The organism is Paenibacillus contaminans, assembly GCF_003285015.1.
GTDB classification, from domain to species: domain Bacteria; phylum Bacillota; class Bacilli; order Paenibacillales; family NBRC-103111; genus Paenibacillus_V; species Paenibacillus_V contaminans.
In genome coordinates this window covers 1-18916 of the sequence record NZ_QMFB01000051.1, presented here as the reverse complement: position 1 = coordinate 18916, position 18916 = coordinate 1, and the positions used below count along the sequence as shown (strand labels likewise).

Annotated in this window: 11 protein-coding genes; 9 read left to right on the top strand and 2 right to left on the bottom strand. The window is 54.7% G+C overall.

Annotated features, from left to right (window positions below):
• Positions 1 to 4: 4 nt before the first annotated feature.
• Entirely contained in the window at positions 5 to 1837 is a 1833-nt protein-coding gene (locus tag DQG23_RS39685) for an MORN repeat-containing protein (RefSeq protein ID WP_158560945.1), read from the bottom strand.
• Positions 1838 to 1956: 119 nt separating this feature from the next.
• Positions 1957 to 2343, bottom strand: coding sequence for a DUF4280 domain-containing protein (locus DQG23_RS39680; RefSeq protein ID WP_113036597.1), 387 nt, complete (start codon positions 2341 to 2343; stop codon positions 1957 to 1959).
• 438 nt (positions 2344 to 2781) lie between these two features.
• Between DQG23_RS39680 and DQG23_RS39675 the strand changes: the two genes are divergently transcribed.
• From DQG23_RS39675 to DQG23_RS39635, 9 genes are all read left to right on the top strand, one after another.
• On the top strand, positions 2782 to 6060 hold the full coding sequence (locus tag DQG23_RS39675) for a copper amine oxidase N-terminal domain-containing protein (protein ID WP_146762476.1): 3279 nt from the start codon (positions 2782 to 2784) through the stop codon (positions 6058 to 6060).
• A gap of 187 nt (positions 6061 to 6247) precedes the next feature.
• Positions 6248 to 9049 carry an adenylate/guanylate cyclase domain-containing protein gene (locus DQG23_RS39670; protein ID WP_113036595.1) on the top strand — a complete coding sequence of 934 codons (2802 nt, stop codon included), beginning with the start codon at positions 6248 to 6250 and terminating at the stop codon, positions 9047 to 9049.
• Between the two features lie 18 nt (positions 9050 to 9067).
• Complete coding sequence (locus DQG23_RS39665) at positions 9068 to 9568, top strand: GNAT family N-acetyltransferase (protein WP_113036594.1); 501 nt, start codon at positions 9068 to 9070, stop codon at positions 9566 to 9568.
• A 175-nt stretch (positions 9569 to 9743) separates the two neighbouring features.
• The gene (locus DQG23_RS39660; RefSeq protein WP_113036593.1) at positions 9744 to 12932 is read left to right on the top strand and encodes a HEAT repeat domain-containing protein; all 3189 of its coding nucleotides are present in this window, start codon (positions 9744 to 9746) and stop codon (positions 12930 to 12932) included.
• A 46-nt stretch (positions 12933 to 12978) separates the two neighbouring features.
• The gene (locus DQG23_RS39655) at positions 12979 to 13419 is read left to right on the top strand and encodes an ATP-binding protein (protein WP_158560944.1); all 441 of its coding nucleotides are present in this window, start codon (positions 12979 to 12981) and stop codon (positions 13417 to 13419) included.
• Positions 13416 to 13754, top strand: a complete 339-nt coding sequence (locus DQG23_RS39650) for an STAS domain-containing protein (protein ID WP_113036591.1) — start codon at positions 13416 to 13418, stop codon at positions 13752 to 13754. Before DQG23_RS39655 ends, DQG23_RS39650 begins: the two co-directional genes overlap by 4 nt.
• A gap of 21 nt (positions 13755 to 13775) precedes the next feature.
• Positions 13776 to 15245, top strand: a complete 1470-nt coding sequence (locus DQG23_RS39645; RefSeq protein WP_113036590.1) for a PP2C family protein-serine/threonine phosphatase — start codon at positions 13776 to 13778, stop codon at positions 15243 to 15245.
• A 645-nt stretch (positions 15246 to 15890) separates the two neighbouring features.
• Positions 15891 to 17039: a Gfo/Idh/MocA family protein gene (locus tag DQG23_RS39640; protein ID WP_158560943.1), complete on the top strand. Its 1149-nt coding sequence runs from the start codon at positions 15891 to 15893 to the stop codon at positions 17037 to 17039.
• Between the two features lie 58 nt (positions 17040 to 17097).
• Positions 17098 to 18717, top strand: a complete 1620-nt coding sequence (locus DQG23_RS39635) for a dihydroxy-acid dehydratase (RefSeq protein WP_272949091.1) — start codon at positions 17098 to 17100, stop codon at positions 18715 to 18717.
• Positions 18718 to 18916: the final 199 nt, after the last annotated feature.

Below are 18916 nucleotides of genomic sequence, written 5' to 3'. Positions count from 1 at the left end.
AGCCTTATTCTCCGTTTCCTTTGGGGGGAACGGCCGTTATATCGAGCTGGTAAGCGTTTTTGTCGCCGTTCATATGCGTAAGCTTTACAAGGGCATCATCTTTAAAGTAACTGTTGCTGTACGATTTGCCGTTCACGGGTTTCTTTAGCTCCATAACGATGTAGCCGAGCTCATTGGGCTTTTGGATATCCTTGAACGTTTCGACATCCGGCTGGATAAGCGCAATCGCCTTGCTGCTCCATAAGGAAATGTCGGTGACGACCGCTTCCTTCGGATTCGTCTCGGACGATTCGAGCACGAACGCCATCTGGAGATTCGTATACGACATCCTCAGCTTGACGGGTCCGTCAGCTTCCGCATCAGGCGTAAGCGGAGCGTCGTCCGTGCCGGCTGCGGCGGATTCGTTGCCGGCCGTAACCGTTTTTGCATCCGGCTGGGATGCAGCGTTTTGGTTTTTGGCGGGTTCTGCCGCGGGCAGGCCGACGATTACCTTATTATCCGATTTGGCGGCTGGCGCTGCTGAAGCATTGTTGGCGTTCTCTTCCGCAGCGGAGCCGGCGTCCTCAGGAATGATGCCGCCCGTCCCTGTGCCCGCTCCGGCTGCAGAAGCGGAATCGGCGAGAAGCACCTCGGTCGGTTTGCCGAGCAGCTCTTCGATTTTTTGACTGGATAAACCGATAAAGCCTTGAAGATTCAGCTTGCCGTTGCTGAAGAACGATTTGACGACGGCCGCTCCGTCCTTATCGAATACCGTTCCCAGACCTTCGTATGCGTTGTTCTTGAAGCTGCCCTTATAAAGTAGGCTTCCTTCTTCGTCGTATCGTTCTCCGCTTCCATGAAATGCACCGTTTGCAAAGGTGCCTTTGTACGCCGGTACGCCTTTCTCCGAAAAGGACTCGCCTTCCCCATGGTAGCTGCCGCCGGTGAAGCTCCCTTTGTATTTGACGAAGCCGTTCGGATAATATTCGACGCCCTCGCCGGCATATTTGCCGTTCACAAAGTTGCCCTCATACAGAACGGCGCCCTGTTCGTTGAACAGCTTGCCGCTGCCGCTGAATTGACTCGCCTGGAAGCCGCCTTCGTAGCGTATTTTACCGCCCGAATAAAAAAGCTTGCCTTCGCCGCTGTACGTATCCGCACTGAACGATCCCTCGTATTTAAGCTCGCCTGTCGGGTAGTATTCTTTGCCGGCACCGCCCGGAGTTCCGTTCTGAAATTCTCCCTCGTACCGGATTTTTCGGCCTTCGCCCGGGAAGTAGAGCATGCCGATCCCGTTGAAAACGTCGGCTGCAAATTGTCCGTTATACGCGATGTTTCCGTTATCGTCGAACAGCGTGCCGGTCCCGCTTTTGAGTCCTTTGTCGAACTGGCCCTCATATATGAGCTTGCCGTTATCGTTATACAGCTTGCCTTGGCCTGCATAGAGGCCGTCGACCAGCTCGCCCGAATATTTCGGCAATTTGGCATCGTCGACAACCTTCGCTTTTCCGGTAAACGAGGCTGCTTTGGGAGCGGAAGCCTGGATAGTCGGAACTTTGCCGAGCCATTTGTTTAGAAAGGCAGGCGGCTTAATGAAGAGGAAGTAAACGAGCACGAGAATGACGATAAAAACGGCGACTAACAGCCGCTTGGAAACGTAGTACCTTCCGATGCTTACGTAGCTTTTCAGCGAATATTCTCGGGTCGCCAAAAATTTTCGAAGCACCGCCTGGGACTTTTGAATGGCGACGGAGGGGAGCTTTTTGGCCTCGCGCACCGGCTTTAAGATCGTCTGAATATAGGGATGAAGGACCGGCTTCAATATTTTCTCGCCTGTCTTCACCACTTCGTTACTCACAAATACCACCTCGTAAACGGTCGCAAAATATCGGCTCGAGTTATGAAAGGAATCTGCTGCGGAGAAGCAAGCCGTTCCGTCAGCCATGATTTGCCGGAAGTCGTCAAAACCAGCCGGTGCTAGGGAACTTGGATCGTAAATTGCCCGGGCACCTGGATTTGAATGACGCCGCCCCAGTTGCACATGCATTTGGAGTTGTTATTCAAGGCCGGCATGTTTCCTACCAGGACGGTAGGAGAACCCGGGACCCAAGGCGCGGCCGTCACCGGCACGCAAGGCATCGGGGTCAAAACACCGAGGCTGGCAGCGGTTGCAGATGCGACCGTCGGATTCGCCAATGAATTGCAAACGCCGAATGGCATAATATTGACCATAGGTTTGTTATCCATAATATTGGCGATAGGCGTAGATGTCGTAACCTGGTTGACCGGCATAACGGTTAGGGAAGAGGGAGCGGCTCCGAAGCTGCACATTAGCATCGCGCCGTTGCACACGAGCATTCCCATCTTACATTCCTCCTTCGTTCAACCTCGCAAAGCGAAGCCGCACAATCAAAAACGCCCGCAAAAACGAAGAGAAGCTTGCAATTGCGGCCGCTAGTGCTTATTTCATGCTTCGCATCGGGCGGAAATGTCGATGGAACTATGAAACGGACAATCTTGTCATTGAAATCTTGCTTAATATATTGTTCGCTGATCTCGCCCATAAGACGGGTAAGCCGATGATTCTTGTCGAAAAATGCTAACTTCATAGTACACTAAACCCGGCTGCGGCGGCAATCAAATAGTTGCCAGCAGTTACAAATTAATAGATGCGTCTATTGGGTAAATATAGTAGTATGAAAGTAACAAGGTTTAAGCGTCTTTCGCGATATTTCGCGCTTTAGCAGGCGCTTTCCTTCGGTGCGGAGGTGCCGGAGGTTCTACCATTTTGAGGTGATTCGGTTGTTTAGTTCTCGACTTGTCAAATGGTGTCTGGCGGTGACGATAGCGGCTGTGTGTTCGACGTCGCAACCGGCTGCGGCCGCGCCATTCGACAACGGCGGTAAACGGCTCTCGCTTGCCGATGCGATGCAGGAGGGGCTGAAGGCGAGCCCGGCTCTTAAGGAAGCGAGAACGGAGCTGACGAAAAAAAGAACGGAGTACCAGCAAGCCCAGCATGCGGTCAAAAGTCAGGAGGCGAAGGACCGGAGCTTATTTGCCAAGCCGCACAGCTTGAGCAAGGATCTGGAAATCAGTCTTAAGGAGCCGGAAGCCAAAAAGCAGCTGATCGAGGCGGAGCAGTCGCTGGCTGCGCAGGAACGGAAAGTGAAGCACGAGATCGAGACGGTTTTCCTGTCAGCCGTACAAGCTTCCCTTGCTGAGACGGGAGCAAGCGGCAAGCTGGCGGAAGCGGAGCGGCTCGCGAAGGAAGCGCGTACGAAGCTTACTTATTCGGAGCTAGCCAAGCAGGAGTCCGAGGAAGCGGAGCAAAAGCTGGAAAAATCGCAGTCCGATTTGAAAGTGGCGGGCTTGGCCGCAAAAAAGGCGAGGCTTGCGCTTGGCGACAAGATCGGCCAAAACTTCGACAAGCCGGTTTCATTCGACTTTCAGCCGTATTACGGCAGCTTGCATCAAGACAGGCTTTGGGGATTTATCTACGCTGCGGAGAAATCGAGCCTTGAGCTTTTTAAAGCAGCCGAAACGCGCAAGCTGGCCGATTTCCGGATTGAGATTACGCGTAAGCTCTACATAAGCAAATTCGGGAACGGTCCGACGAAAGCCGTAGAGAGCATGTTCAACATACAGGATCTCGATCATGAAGCGTTCATGGCGGTTTATGAAAATATGTTGACGCAGATCAAGGAGGAGTGGGAGGGGTTTATTTGGCTCCCGCTTCCGATTCCGAAATCGCTGATTCAAGGGGAATTTGACGGGCTGCGTTATTTTGACGACCAGAAATATTCGCTTCCGGTTTCGATGCTGGAGATGAATAAAGCGGTCAATCAGGAGAAAGAAGCCCGGAAGTCGGTAACCGCCAGCGTGAAGCAATCCTACTTCGACGCCAAAGCGGCTGAAGAAGCGTATGTGCAGGCGCTGAAGAAGCGCGACAAGTCGGCCGGCGAACAAGCGGCTGCCGAGCGTAACTACAGGTTTGGATTGCTGGCGAAGGACGGGCTGGAGCAGGCGATAACGGCGCGCGAGCAGGCCGATAACGGCGTGCTCTCGAGTCAATTCGGCTATTTGTCCGCCTTATCGAAGCTGAATTTCGATACGGGAGGGGCGCTCGAAGCCGACTATCGACCGGGGGAGCTGCCCTATGCGGACGTCGACGACGGGTTGGAGGCGATCGGCGGAGCGCCGAAGCAAGCCAAAGGCCTGACGGGCGTCTGGACCATGGATCAGCCTGTACCGACGATGACGGGACAGTTTTCGCTGAAGCTCGATAAAGCGGCGGATAAAGAATTGAAGGCCGACAGTTATGCGGTGTATGCGCCCGGCGGACTGCAGATCGGCAATACGGTCAAGCTGAAAGAGCCGGTACGTCATTTGAGCTTTGTGTTCGGCAGTATGGATACGCTGCTCGTCAAGCTGTTCAGGGACGGCGCCCTCGCAGCGGAAGCGAGATTGGAAGGATACGGCTCTTCAGGGGTCATGAAGGTGACGCGTATCGAGGAAGACGGAAAGAGCAGTGCCGGCTCGTCTAGTCCGGAACCGTCTTCCGGGAATTCGGAGATTCCGGCCGGCACGCTTATCATCGGCACGTACATGATACATCGCGACGCGCTCACGCCCGAGAATGTTGTCGCGGCGCAGAAGACGATCGATACGTCGGGGCAAGGGATCCTTTACAAGTCCGAATTTGCTGGAGGAGCTTGGATTAACATCGAGAATGCGACCGATTTGGACGCGATTTCCCGTCCATCGGCACGGACCGTGGTATCGGCGGAGAAGGTTGCCGACATGAAGCTTTTGCTTCAGATACTGAAGCCTGGCGAAGTATCGGCGGCGATGCCGGCAGAGGAGCTTCGCGGCCAAAAAGCGTCGATCGCGAAGGAGCTCAAGAAAAATATTGAAGAGCAGGCTTCGGCTCAAGAGAACGGAAGCTTGCAGGAGCTGAGCGGACTTACTGAGCGAGCGGCGGAGCTGACAGCTCAGGATAGACTGCTGGAAGCGCTGCTTGCGGGCGACTCGAAAGCGGCGGCGGCTCAGCTGGCAGCGATTGGCGGAGCATCGGGAGCAGGCGGCGCGGCAGGCGGAGGCGAAGCATCGGGAGCAGGCGGCACGGCAGGCGAAGGCGAAGCATCTGGAGCAGGTGGCGCGGCAGGCGAAGGCGGAGCATCTGGAGCAGGCGGCGCGGCAAGCGGGGGCGAAGCGACTCAGGAGGAGCTCGCGGCATCTGCCGGTGAGCTTCAGGATCAGCTGACAACGCTCCTTGCCGGCGGTGGAGACGCTCAAACGGTCGATGTCATCGTCGGGAAGCTGCTTGACGCCAAGCTGAAATTGTCGGCAGCGGAGAACGGCTTTGCCGAAACGGCGGCGGCGCTCAAAGATGCCAAAACCATGCTGGACGCTGCCTTTGATGCGGCGCAGGAGCAGAGCGAAACGGAGCGTGCAAAGCTGTACGCGGATTCCTCGGCAGCGCTGGAGCAGCAAATTCGGCTCGTCGCAAAGGAAGAGCAGGCGGCAGCCCGGGAAATCGCCGAAGAATTGGCGGAGGTTCTCCAGGAAGCAGGCGCTGCAAGCAGCCCTTTACTGGATGAGTGGCTGCAACGGTCGGCCGAGGAGCTGCAGCAAGCGGAGAAGCGGAAATATACCGCCGAGGAGCTGCGGCAGCTGGAAGAATATGCCGAGCTAATACGCGAAGCGTCTGCCGGCGAAGTAACGCCGCTGGCTGTCGAGTCGATCGTGTCGAGCGATCTCGATTTTAAATTCGACGTGCCTCCGGTCCAAATTTACGGCAATACATACATTCAAATCAGACCGCTTTTGGAGGCGTTCGGCGCGTCGGTCGACTGGGATCAGGAATCGGCGACCGTAACCGTCACCAAAGACGATACGACGATCGTCTGCCAAGTCGGCGGCAGTATCGCTTTTGTCGACGGGGAGCCTTATGAGCTTCTTCCGTCAGCGGTCCTCGTGCTGGGACGTGCGATGATCCCGCTGCGTTTCGCAGTGGAGGCGCTGGGGCTGACAGTCGATTGGAACGAGGCTGCGGGAACGATTAAAGTTAGCGCTAATTAAACGGATTGATAGCTCACGATCAAGCTTCAAACTGCTGATTTTGACAGCCGGCGCGTGACCGTGCAACGCGCGCCGGGAGTGCTTGACCGTCAACTCTTCAATAAGAGGCAGCTTATAAATAGATATGCGCTCGCAGATGTCCGACAGGACTATCGGCGTATGTTGACGGTAAGGAGGGGCGAAACGGATGAAAAAGGTTGTAGCATGTCTCGTATTGCTGGCGATTGCGGCAGCAGCATGCGGTTGGTATGCCTATCTTCACAGAAATATGCTGGTGGAGTATACGGAGGAGCAAAAGCTTGCGGTCGAAATGCCGACGAAAAGCTCCATATCTTTACAAAACATGTCCGCAGCGCTTACGAGTGACGATGGAAGCATGTATGTCATCGCGAACTCGAAGAAAACGATTTATAAGCTCGACGCTTCGGATAAAATCCAGTATGAAATCGTCGAGACGCCGGACACCGTGAGCGAGCTGAATAATTTTAACGAGCTGGCTGTCGACTCCAAAGGTTACTTGTATACGGTCAATACGGTGCTTGATTCCTACGGGCTTCGCGTCAAATCGGAGCAAATCGTCCGCTTTACGCCCAAAGGCGTGTTCGACAGAGTCATTCACCGCTTGGATTATTACGATCAGAACAACAAAAAGCGTTTGCGCGTAGGCAATTTCAAATCGCTTATGGTGCAAGACGATGTCCTGTATTATTATGTGAACGCGGATTCCGACGTCACGCAGTACCGGTTCGGCGAAGGCGCTTCGGAGAAGCAAACGACGTTCAGCTTCAAGCTGCCGGACAATAAATATTTGGAAGAGGTTCAGGGCATCGCCCGCGGAAGTATCTACTATTCGACGCGAAGCGGGGAAATATATTCGCTGGCGGCAGACGGACGGTCCTCGGTCGTTTATCCTCTTCCAGGTACGAACCGGACGAATCGGAATTATCCGGAAAGCTTGAAGGCGGACGGAAACGGTAATCTTTATTTTTTGGATTATTACATGAATGCGATCAGCCGTCTGAATCTGAAAAATCCTTATGTGCTGGAAACATTGTTTTCAGCAGAGGAGCAGCAGGCGAAAGGGAACGAGTTAAGCTTCTACGACATGCGGAGCTTGATGGTAAACGGTAACGGAGAGCTAACCGTAACGGTGATGGACAGGATCATGCAGCTGGGCTCTAACGGGGAAGTGAAGCGGACGATCGACAGCGCTTTATACTCAGGTGGTTACCGCTCCATGCGGCTGTTGACATGGGGAGCGGCGCTTGTTGCACTGATTGCTTTTTCCGCTGCCGCGCTGATTTACTACGTTTACGTGATGAAACGGCGCATCTCGCTCATGCTGAAGCAAATCATGGTTTTCGTGCCGATCATCGTCATCTCGATGTCCGTACTGTCTTATTTCATCTATACGAATTTCAGCAAAAAGCTGGAAGAGGAATCGCTCAGGGAGCTTGCCATGCTGGCGCATAACGGCCGCAATCTGATCGACGGGGACAAGCTGGAGCAAATGAATTCTCCGCTCGATTACATGAACGAGGACTATCAAAAATTCCGCCGCAGCATGGATTTCGTTTTTGAAGGAAAAAGCGATTTCCGGAACGACGATTATTACAAAGCGCTTTATCGCGTCGAGAACGGGGTTATTTACCGGCTGATCGAAGACGACGACAGCGCCTACATGTACCAGCCGTTCGAGAGCACTCCCGCAAATGCGCAGGTCATCAAAGAAGGCAAAGTCGTGACCGACCAGTGGGTGGACGATACGGGTTCCTGGATGTATGCGCTCAGCCCTCTATATAATGCCAAAGGCGAAGTTGTCGGCCTCTATGAAATAAGCAAAAACCTCGAAGGCATCGTCCAGCACCGCAAGCAGCTGCTTCGCGGCATCGTGCAAAATTTGGCGATCATTACGGGCGTCCTTATTGTTTTGTTTATGGTCATGACGTATTTCCAGCTCGCTTCGATCCGCAAGCTGCGCAAAAGCGTAACGGAAATCGCAAGCGGCAACTGGGATGTGTCGGTTTCGATCCGAACGCGGGACGAAGTCCAGGATCTCGGCGAGAAGTTCAATATGATGACGCAGCATATCCGCGACTATATCGCTCAAATTACAAGGTTCAGCGAAGCGTATTACCGTTTCGTTCCGCAGCAGTTTTTGCAGTATTTGGATAAAAGGAGCATTCTCGACGTACAGCTGGGCGATCAGGTGGAACAAGATATGAGTATTCTCGTAACGAATATCCGCTCGTTTTACCGCATGTCCAAAAGATTGACGCCGGAAGAAAATTTTAATTTCATCAACTCGTATTTGAAACGTTTCGGTCCTTACATCCACCATAACGGAGGGCTGGTCAATAAATACTTGGGCGCCGGCATTATGGCGCTGTTCCCGAACGCTTCCGGCTCCGACGATGCGCTTCGGTCCGCAATCGAGATGCGCAGGGAGCTGGACATCTACAACATGCATCGCGCCAACTCCGGATACAAGCCGGTCGATATCGGAATCGCGATTCATAAGGGACCGCTCCGTTTAGGCATCATCGGGGAAGAGAAGCGGATGGAGAACAACGTCATCTCCGACGACGTCAACATGGCGAACGAGCTGGAGAAGCTGACCGATACGCTCGGCGTATCCGTTCTGGCTACCGAGCACGTCATGAGGACGGTGGTAAATCGCGACCGTTTTCAATACCGCTGTCTCGGCTTAATCCGCGTCGAAGGCAAGGATGCGCCGATCGTGTTGTACGATGTTTACGAGGGAGACACGGAGACGATCCGCGCGCTTAAAGACCGGACCAAGGCGCTGTTCGAGCGCGGCGTCGAGCTCTATCAAGTGGGACGCTTCTATGACGCCCGCGAGGCTTTCGTGCAAGTGATCAAGATCAATAGGCAAGATCAGGCGGCCAAGCTTTATTTTTACATGTGCGACGAATATTATCAGAACGGTACGACGTCGGATTGGAACGGTACGCTGTCCGTTTCCTGACGCTAGGGGGGGAAGAAGATGCAAACCGCTTTGCAGTATACGATCCGTTTAATGACAACAGAGGAAGAAGCGAGCAGCATCCGGGATTTTTTTCTGTCACGCGATTCCTTCGACGATCAGCACTATACGCCAGGGGAAATCGAGCACTTCCAGTACAACCCGTTCGTGTCACTCAGAGAGCCAAACTACAATTTCTGGTATGCAGTTAATGAGCAAAATGAGCTTATAGGAGCATGCAGCGTTTTTGAGAACGAGCAAAAAACGAGCGGCTACAATCTCGACTACATCGCGGTTCATAAAGATTACCGCAAGCATGGAATCGCCAGCCGGCTGTTTGACGAGATGCTCGATTTCGTCCGCTTGAACGGAGGGCGTTACGTGCTCGCCTACACATGCGATTTGCCGGAGTACCACTCGGTCCAGAAGCTCTTTATCAAGCGCGGCTTCGTCGGGGTCGGGCATGTTCCCGATTATTATTATATCGGCGAAGGCAGGCTGACGTTTTTGAAGAGGATGTAAGACGGTTCGTTCATGACTAGCACCAAGAGGAGCTGCTGCGACATCGGTCTTTCTCTTGGGACCTCTTCTCGTAGCGGAATGCAGGCGTTGTACGGTATTTTTACCGAATAAACACGGCGCCCACACCGTTACGGGGTCATTACGGAGGTTGAGCAGCAGGGAGGAATAAACGAAGATGTGGAAATGGCTAGGCGTACGTGCCGACGATATGCGAAAGCTGTGGCTGATGCTGCCGGTATTTTTCTTCGGCGGCGTTGCGGAGCTGCTTAACTATACGGGGTTTATGGCGTTGTTCAACCAGCGGTTCGGCGTGCAAAATTTGCCTCTCATTTATATGGCGGAAGCGTTGATCCTGCCGTTCGAAGGTTGGATTCTCGCGATGCTGGCCAATCGGTTGTCCAAGCCGCAATTTATGCGAACCTTGTATCTGATCATGTCGTTCGTGGTGGTGTTGAATGCGGCTGTGCTGCTGTTTTTCAAGCTAAGCGGCGTTGAATTATTGTTTTATTATCCTATTTTATTCCTGTCCTCCAACTTTGTCGTTCGCCAGATGACGCTGCTGTTATGGAGTACGGCGTTCGATCTATGTCCGACGCAGCAGGCGAAAAGGCTGATGCCGCTATTCGTCGCGGGCGCGACTGTCGGCGGCATTGCAGCCGGTTTTCTCGCTCAAGGGATCGGGCCGGCGTTCGGCACCGAATACGTCTATTTGCTTTCTCCTATTATGATGCTGATCGGTTACCGCAATTTTCGCGTCGCCATTAAGCGTTATCTCGTACCGCTTATGCTTAGGGATTCCTCTGCCGCGCAGCAAGGAGCGGGAGGCCGTTCGGCTGCCTCTCAAGCGGCTGCGGCGATTGAAGCCGATGCGAATTTCGGCGTAGGCGGCAAGCATGCGGCAGGCCAGCTGACGGCAACCGAGCGGCAGCGTTCGGAATCGCCGAAACAAACGGGGAAAGACGCAGCTGCCGGAGACGCGGGGGATGAAGCACCGGCATCTTCCATGTATTATGTGCGCGCCATGCTCAAATCGCCCTTTCTGCTTTGTGCGGTAGGGCTTATGACGTTAATGCCTGCGCTTTACTTCATGATCGAGTACCAATATTTTTATTCGGCTGAGCAGAGATTTCCGGTAGAATCGGATTTGACGTCGTATTACGGCATGATGGTTACGCTGCTCTTTACCGCTTCGCTTCTGCTGCAAACGGTATCCGGGCGGCTGATGAACTGGCTGGGGGCGAGCAATTTGCTTCTTGCCGTGTCATTCGTGTTTTTGGGCGGTTTCATCCTCAGCGCAATTTTTATCGAAACGGACTTTGCCTTGTTCGCCGTCTCTTTGGGATATGGGTTCTTTTATGTACTGTTGTACTACTTTGCGGAGCCGTGTTATCAGCTGTTTTTCAAAATGCTTCCGATTGCGCAGCGGGACGGCTTCCGTTATGTCGCTCAAGGCATCGCCGCCTCAGGAGGAATCCTGCTCGGCGCCTTGCTATCGTTCCTGCATTCGTCCCGCTGGCTGACTCTGGAGGTGCAGTCGCTGCTCGGTGTGGGGCTGGCGATTTTGCTGCTTGGCCTTGCCTGGTACGGCCGGATGCTGTACGTAAACGAGCTGGTTCGAAGCGTCCAGTCGCTGCAAACGCAAATTTCCGAGCTGGCATCGTCGTTTCTCGGGGGAATCAAAAACGTGAAGGCGCTCGCCGGTATCGTCGGCTTTTTGAAGCATCCGAACGAGCATGTTCGCGAGGTGGCGCTCGAAATTGTCGGCCGGACGAAAGACCGTTCGCTGCTGCCGCAGCTCGTCGAAGTCGTCAGCGATGCAAGCCCGCGGATACGTATCGCCGCGCTGAGAGCCATGAGCTTGAAGGGGGCGGGAATCGAAGCGCTGGCGAAGGTAGCGTCCTTCCTGGAGGACGAAGACGAGGCGGTGCGAAGCGAAGGCTTGCGGTTATTGGGCCGAGCCGATCATATGCGCAGTCAGGCGCATTTCTTCGTGCGTATGAAGCTGCTCGATCCGCATCCGCGCGTCGTTGCGGAGGCGGTTAAGGCGCTTTACGCGCTGCGCAGCGAAGAAAGCTATGCCGCCTGCCAGGAGGCGCTGGACAAGCTGCTTGCCGCGGGAGGCGCAGGCGCCGTCGAGGCTTGCCGCGCCATCGGCGATCTGCGGCTGGCGTCCTACACGCCGGCCGTGCTTAAGCTGCTCGATGACGAGCGGCCGGCGGTTAAAGTAGCCGCAGTCCGCTGCCTCGGGCTGCAGCGTTATGCGGATGCGGTGCCGCGTTTACTGGCAATGTTTCCCGCGGCGGACCAGGAGCTGCGCAGCGCTCTTGTCGAAGCGATGATTACGATCGGCGATGCCGGATCGGCGCATTTGTACAAAGGCTTGCGGGACGAGAATCCGCTAGTTTGGAAGGCGGCGGTATCCGCCCTATGCGGTATTTTGCCGAGCGGCAAGGTCCGCGACGTGCTTGTCGAGTCTTGCGTTGCAAGAATTGCCGGCGCACGAGGCGGGCAAGCGATGCCTGTGGAGCTGGAAAAGCTGAATAAGCCGGAGCTGGCGGCTTTGGCGGAACAGCGTTATCGCGAAATCCGGCTTGATTTAAGCGACACCGTTTGGCTGGTGCTGGAGAAGCTTGCCGACGAGCAGGTTGTCGCCTCCATCCGCCAATCGATCGATGACCAAGACGAAGAGACGCGTGAGAACGGGCTTGAAATATTAGCGGAAGGAATCGGGGATCGCCGATTGTCCCAGGCTTTGCTCGAGCTATTGAAGGGAGGCCATGAAACGGCGTCGGCAGGCGGGGATGCCGAGGCGATCTTGAATGCGGCTACGGGCTCGGACTATTGGCTGAAGGAGATCGCTGCGCACGCGCTTGCCGGAAAGGAGAAGGAGACGATGCAGGAAGAACGCAAATATTTAAGCATGCTGGATAAAGTAATCTTTTTGAAGCAGGTCTCGTTATTTTCTCATTTGTCGGTCGACGAGCTCGGGTTGATCGCGGGTATCGCACAAGAAGAGCTGCACCCGGAGGACTCGATCCTGCTGCGGCAGGGCGAGGTAAATCCGACGATGTACATTATAGTGGACGGTACGGTCGAACTGAGTGCGGCTTCTTCGGCTAACGGCTGGGAAGGGACGATCGGCGTGCTTGGCCAGAAGGAAGTGTTCGGCGATACGACGGCGCTGGACCGTTCCCCGTCCGCTGTTACGGCGCAAGCAATTTTTGACGAGGTGAGCGTTCTGGCCCTTAAAGGAGAAGGGTTGACGCGATTGGTCCGGCTGTATCCGGAAATCGGCATCGGGCTGCTGCATGCTTCCGGAGCGCGCGTACGATTACTCGAAAGCATGCTGATGAAAATGGGATAAAGGGTTTATCGCTTAGCGGTTCATGATACGGATGGCGGTGAAAACGTTGACCAACGAGTACACGATTGAAATAGCGAATCGGCTTTCGGAGCTTGCCCATTTGACCGACCGGATAACGGCGATAGGCGAGGAGCAAGGCATCGGTGCAAGAGCGTCATTTCATCTGCAGCTCGTATGCGACGAGCTTGTAACGAATACGATTTCTTATGGTTATGACAGCGATGATGAACGTACGATTCGAATTTCGGTTACATTCACGCCAGATGAAGTCGCACTTGCCATCAAGGATGACGGGCGTCCGTTCAACCCCTTTCAAAATCGGGACAGCCCCGATTTGACGTTAGGCGTCGAGGAGCGGGAAATAGGCGGACTTGGCATTCATTTTGTGAAGCGCGTGATGGAACGGGTAGCTTATGAGCGATCGGGACGGTACAATGTTATCAGCATGACTATGAAACGTAACAAGAGTTCGGAGGGAACGGAATGAAAGTGGAAGAGCGGCAAATCGGCGAATCGATCGTGCTGTCATTGCAAGGACGGCTGGATCCGAACACGTCAGGCTCGCTAGAGTCGGCATTCGGCCAATTGGTGGATCAAGGCAAAAAAAGCTTCGTGTTTGCCATGTCGGAGCTCGAATATGTCAGCAGTGCCGGCTTGCGCAGCCTCCTTATGGCGGCGAAGAAAATGAAGGCGCTCGGCGGCAAGCTGGCATTATGCCAACTGACCGAGCAGGTGCAGGAAGTGTTCGATATGTCGGGCTTCAGTACGATTTTCGCGATATACGGCTCGGAAGAAGAGGCGCTTCAGGCCGTTGCCGTATAAGCGGGTTACGAGGTGATTGCGATGCAGGCTGCGGTGCTGCTGCTTGCCTGCGCGGTTGCCGCAGCCGCTTGGCTGTGGGCGATCGAGCGGAAAAAGAGGCGTTCGGCGGAACATGAGATGGAGCGAACCCGGATGCTGTTCGAGGTCAGCCTCGAAATCAATTCGACGATTCACAAGCAGGATCTTCTGCAAACGATCATGAAGTCGACGGCGGAGGTTGTCAATGCCGAAGCGTCTTCGATCATTCTGGTCGATAATCAAACGAATGAGCTTTATTTTGAGCTGGCGCTGGGCAGCAAAGGCGATGAAGTACGGGAAATCCGGCTTGCCATGGGCGAAGGAATCGCAGGCTGGGTAGCGCAGACGGGAGAGTCCGTCCGTATCGACGATGCGGCTCGCGACCCCCGCTGGTCCAGCAAGGTTGCGAACAAGGTCGATTACGTGACGAGAAATATGCTCTGCGTCCCGGTCAAAAACCGCGGAGAGGTCGTCGGCGTCATTCAGGTGCTGAACAAACGCGGCAGCAAATCTTTCGACGAACGGGACGAGCAGCTGCTGAAATCGATAGCCGCTCCGACTGCGATCGCCCTTGAAAATGCTGTGCTGTACGAGGCGCTCGAGAAGTCGCTTCAGGCGCTGCGAGAGACGACTTCGGTGAAGGAAAAGATGGAGGGGGAGCTGAGGATCGCCCGCGACATCCAAATGAGCTTCCTTCCAAAAAAACAGACGGAAACGTTTCGTGCGGTTCCGTTCGACTTTTCTTTCGGAACGATCGATGAGGTTGCCGCTTCGGCTGAAGGCTTGATCGCCGGTTCTGCCGCAAAGGTGGCCGAAGTGGGGGCTCTGCTGCGTCCTGCGCGCGAGGTGGGCGGAGATTTTTACAACTATTATCCGATTGACGGCAGACATTTGCTTATCATTTTGGGGGACGTTTCGGACAAGGGCATTCCTGCGGCGCTGTTTATGGCGGTGACGCTAACTCTGCTCAAGGCGCGGATGCAGCCGGGACGTTTTCCCGGAGAAGTGCTGAGCGAAGTGAACGAAGAGCTGTGCAGAGACGAATCCGCGATGTTTGCGACGATCTGGTGCGGCCTGCTCGATATGGAAACCGGCGATCTTACGTATTGCGACGGGGGGCATTGCACCCCTTACATCGTAAGTAAGGAAGGCACGGTCACGCCATTGAAAGCCCGCAAAGGGCTGCCGCTAGGCGCGATGGAAGAAGCGCAGTATTATGATCAGAGAGTCAGCCTGGCGGCAGGCGACAGCGTCGTGCTTTACACGGACGGGATTACCGAAGCCGAAGATGCCGATCAGCGGCAATTCGGGAGCGCGCGGCTGTCCGAGCTGTTGTCCGGAGTTGCCCGCATGTCGGCGGAAGCGGCGGCACAGGAGCTGCTGGCAAGCGTGGATTCTTTTGCCAACGGCGCTCCGCAATCCGATGACATTGCCGTATTGGTCGTCAACTGGGGTCGATCGGCTTCGGCTTGATGCCGGCGTACCGCCGCTGTCAAAGCTAGGGCGACCCCGCAAGACGCATTTTAAACGAGAGCCGTTTGGCGGAAATACGTATTTGTCAATATGAATGTGCCATGTATGCTGAATGCAGCTTACATGGCATTATTTTTTTGAGGCGTATGCTTTTTAGGCGGCTTGTTTCGTGGTTCACGATCTCGGAAGGATGTCGAGAAAGTGCCCGCTATTACAGGAAGATGAGTATAGGGGATGTACCGGCTAACTGTAGTCGGTTTTTTTTATTTGTCATAAAGCATATCCTCGGCTGATTGTTCCGTTTCCCAGTAAACGCGACTCATCATAAGCTTATGCTTACGAAGTCGCTTTCTCCGAAAGCGTTTATCCTTGATGATTAGAACCGTTTGCGATAAGTGAAAATCGGCTATATACAATTTTGCTCATGCAGCGTCGGAACTGGAATATCGTATACCGACCCGAAAGATGTGTATGGTTTTTCCTCCCGCGTTCCGTTTGAATTAGTAGCTGGAGTAGTTGCTGTGATACCGAACGGTCCGAATAGGCAGTGGGGAGAAATGGCAACCTCGGAATTTGAAGTATATAAATGAACGACGATTACTAGAGATCAATAGTTTTACTAGGATGAGAGGAGAAATAACAACTATGACAATCAAGATAGGAATTGTCGGCGTGAGGGGCCTTAGCATGCTTACCGGCTTTAAGTTCCTTCCCAATACCGAGGTAGTAGCGCTCTGCGATCTGGATGAAGACTACCTTCGCATGCAGGCCCAGAAGCACGGTATTCCCCGTACGTTCAGAATTTTTGAAGACATGCTCGCCTCGGATATCGATGCGGTAGTCATTTCCACGCCGATGCAGCTGCACGTGCCGCAAACGATTCAAGCGCTGCAAAGCGGAATGCACGTTCTGAGCGAGGTTACGGCCGGCGTAACGATGGATGAGCTTTGGTGGCTGAAAGAAACCGCGGAACAATCCGGGAAGGTTTACATGCTGGCCGAAAACTACTGCTATATTCCGCAAAACCAGCTCATATGTAACATGGTCAAGAAGGGAATGTTCGGCGAGATTTATTTCGGCGAAGGCGAATATTTGCATAATATCCGCGGCCTGTCCTATCGGTTCAATCGCCCTGGCGTAGGGGAGAGCACGACTCCTTCGTGGCGTAAATACTGGCAGCTCGGCAAACGCGGCAACTTTTACCCGACGCACAGTTTAGGACCCGTCATGCAATGGTTTCAGGGCGACCGCATTCGTTCCGTCTCCACCTTCGCGACCGGTTGGCATACGGACAAACGTTTTAGACAAGAGGATACGTCCGTCACGATGTGTCAGATGGAAAGCGGGAAGCTGATCAAGCTCCGTTTAGACTGTATATCGAACCGTCCGCACAATATGAGTTACTATTCGCTTCAGGGTACGAAGGGCAGCTATGAAGCGCCGCGCGGACTCGGAGATCAGCATAAAGTGTATGTTGCCGCGGACGGCGAAAATTCGGGTCATGCGGAATGGTCGCCGCTCAGCGATTTTAACGAGCATTTGCCGGAAAGGTACAAGAACGTAACGGAGGAGCAAAAATCCGCCGGTCATTGGGGCGGCGATTTCTTCATCGTTGAAGATTTCGTCAACGCCATGAAGGGGCTGCACAAGCCTGCGATTGACGTGTATGATGCCTGCGAATGGACCGCCGTGGCGCTGCTGTCCGAGCTGTCGGTCATGAACGGCGGGCGGACGATGGACATGCCCGATTTTCGTAAAAACTCAACGTACGGCGAGCAGATCGTCAAATTGTGAAGAAGGTGAAAGAGATGAAATTACGCAGCAGCGAATGGTTCGAAAACGATAACGCCGAATTGACCTTCCAGCACCGTTCCGCANCGATTTCAACAGCTGTAATTATCCGCATAAGGAATTGGTCGAATACGTCAAAAAGGGCGTATTGCTTGCCGGCGGATATCCGATCGAGCTGCATACGATTTCCACGCCTGCCGACTTTATGAAGCCGTCCGACTTGCTGTACCGCAACCTGCTCTCCATGGATTTGGAGGAAAGCATCCGGTCGCAGCCGATCGACGGCGTCGTACTTTTGTGCGAATGCGACAAAACGGTGCCCGCGCAGCTGATGGCGGCGGCCAGCTGCGACCTGCCGGCCCTGCAATTGGCCGCCGGCCATCGTTCGTCGGGCAGTTTCCGCGGCAAGACGGTCAATTACGGAACGGACCTGTGGAAGTATTCGGACGACTATAAAGCCGGATTGTTGTCCGATGAAGAGTGGCGGGAGCTGGAGAAATCCATCTCCTGCACCTTGGGCGGATGCCCGGTCATGGGATCGGCGTCGACGATGAAAAGCTTGTCCGAGATGCTCGGCATGATGCTTCCCGGCACATCCAGCATTCCGGCTACCGACGCCAGACGCAAAATAGCGGCCGAAGCGACCGGGATGCGAATCGTCGAGATGGTGCGGGAAAACCTCACGCCTTCCCGGTTGATGACGGAGTCCGCTTTTCATAACGCGATCAAGCTGCTGGCGGCGATGGGCGGCTCCACGAATGCGGCGATTCATTTGACCGCGATCGCGGGCAGATTCGGCATCCGCATTCCGATCGAGCGATATGCGGAGCTGACGGAGACGGTGCCGCTCATCGTCAACCTGCAGCCCAGCGGATCGTACAGCATGGACGATTTCCATCGGGCGGGCGGGTTGCAGCGGGTTATCCATAATCTGATGCCGATGCTTGATCAGGATTGCTTGGGCTGTACCGGCGAAACGATCGGGCGCATCTACGGCTCGGAGATGCCGGAATACGAGACGGCCGCCGAAGTCATCGCCCGGCTCGGAGCGCCGTTCAAGGAGCGTGCCGGCTTGGGCATTTTGAAAGGGAATCTTGCGCCGCAAGGGGCGGTTATCAAAAAGTCCGCGGTATCACCGCATTTGATGAAGCACCGGGGGCAAGCCGTCGTATTCGAAAACTACACGGATATGCTGACGCGGATCGACAGCGACGAGCTGGAGGTGACGGCGGAGCACGTGCTGGTCTTGAAATATTGCGGTCCGGTGGCGATGGGGATGCCCGAATGGGGCTCCATTCCGATTCCGGCCAACCTGCTGAAGCAGGGCGTGCGCGATATGGTGCGGATCAGCGACGCGCGGATGAGCGGGACGAGCTACGGCGCCGTTATTTTGCATGCCGCGCCAGAAGCGGCGGTCGGGGGTCCTCTTGCAATCGTGCGGGACGGCGACTGGATCGAGCTCGATATCGAGGCTGCGACGATTCGACTGATGCTCGACGACAGCGAGATCGAAGCCCGGCTCGCGGCCTGGCAGCCGCCGGAAGCGCAGCATAAACGCGGCTATCCGCGTCTGTTTGCGGAGCATACGCTGCAAGCGCCGGAAGGCTGCGATCTGGACGTGCTGCGTCCCGACAGCAAGGCGGAAGCCGTTTTCGTCCCGCCGATCGTCGGCAGAGGGTAGGCTCCTCAGCCACTCCATACTATAGGAAAGAAAGAAGGGCTTGGCACGATGCCGCTTTCACGAATATTGGAACAGGTTCATGTAGGGCGCGTCGTAGACGATACGCTCGAGCTCGTCAAGATGGCGAGCGTGACCGGCGACACTCGCCTCATTGCAGACCGCTACGAACAAATGCTGATTGAAGCCGGCTGCTCGGTGC

Bases quoted from the DNA above. Each gene is read 5' to 3' on its own strand.
- DQG23_RS39680 (WP_113036597.1), bottom strand. From the start codon at position 2,343: ATGGGAATGCTCGTGTGCAACGGCGCGATGCTAATGTGCAGCTTCGGA.
- DQG23_RS39670 (WP_113036595.1), top strand. From the start codon at position 6,248: ATGAAAAAGGTTGTAGCATGTCTCGTATTGCTGGCGATTGCGGCAGCA.
- DQG23_RS39665 (WP_113036594.1), top strand. From the start codon at position 9,068: ATGCAAACCGCTTTGCAGTATACGATCCGTTTAATGACAACAGAGGAA.
- DQG23_RS39660 (WP_113036593.1), top strand. From the start codon at position 9,744: ATGTGGAAATGGCTAGGCGTACGTGCCGACGATATGCGAAAGCTGTGG.
- DQG23_RS39650 (WP_113036591.1), top strand. From the start codon at position 13,416: ATGAAAGTGGAAGAGCGGCAAATCGGCGAATCGATCGTGCTGTCATTG.
- DQG23_RS39645 (WP_113036590.1), top strand. From the start codon at position 13,776: ATGCAGGCTGCGGTGCTGCTGCTTGCCTGCGCGGTTGCCGCAGCCGCT.
- DQG23_RS39640 (WP_158560943.1), top strand. From the start codon at position 15,891: ATGACAATCAAGATAGGAATTGTCGGCGTGAGGGGCCTTAGCATGCTT.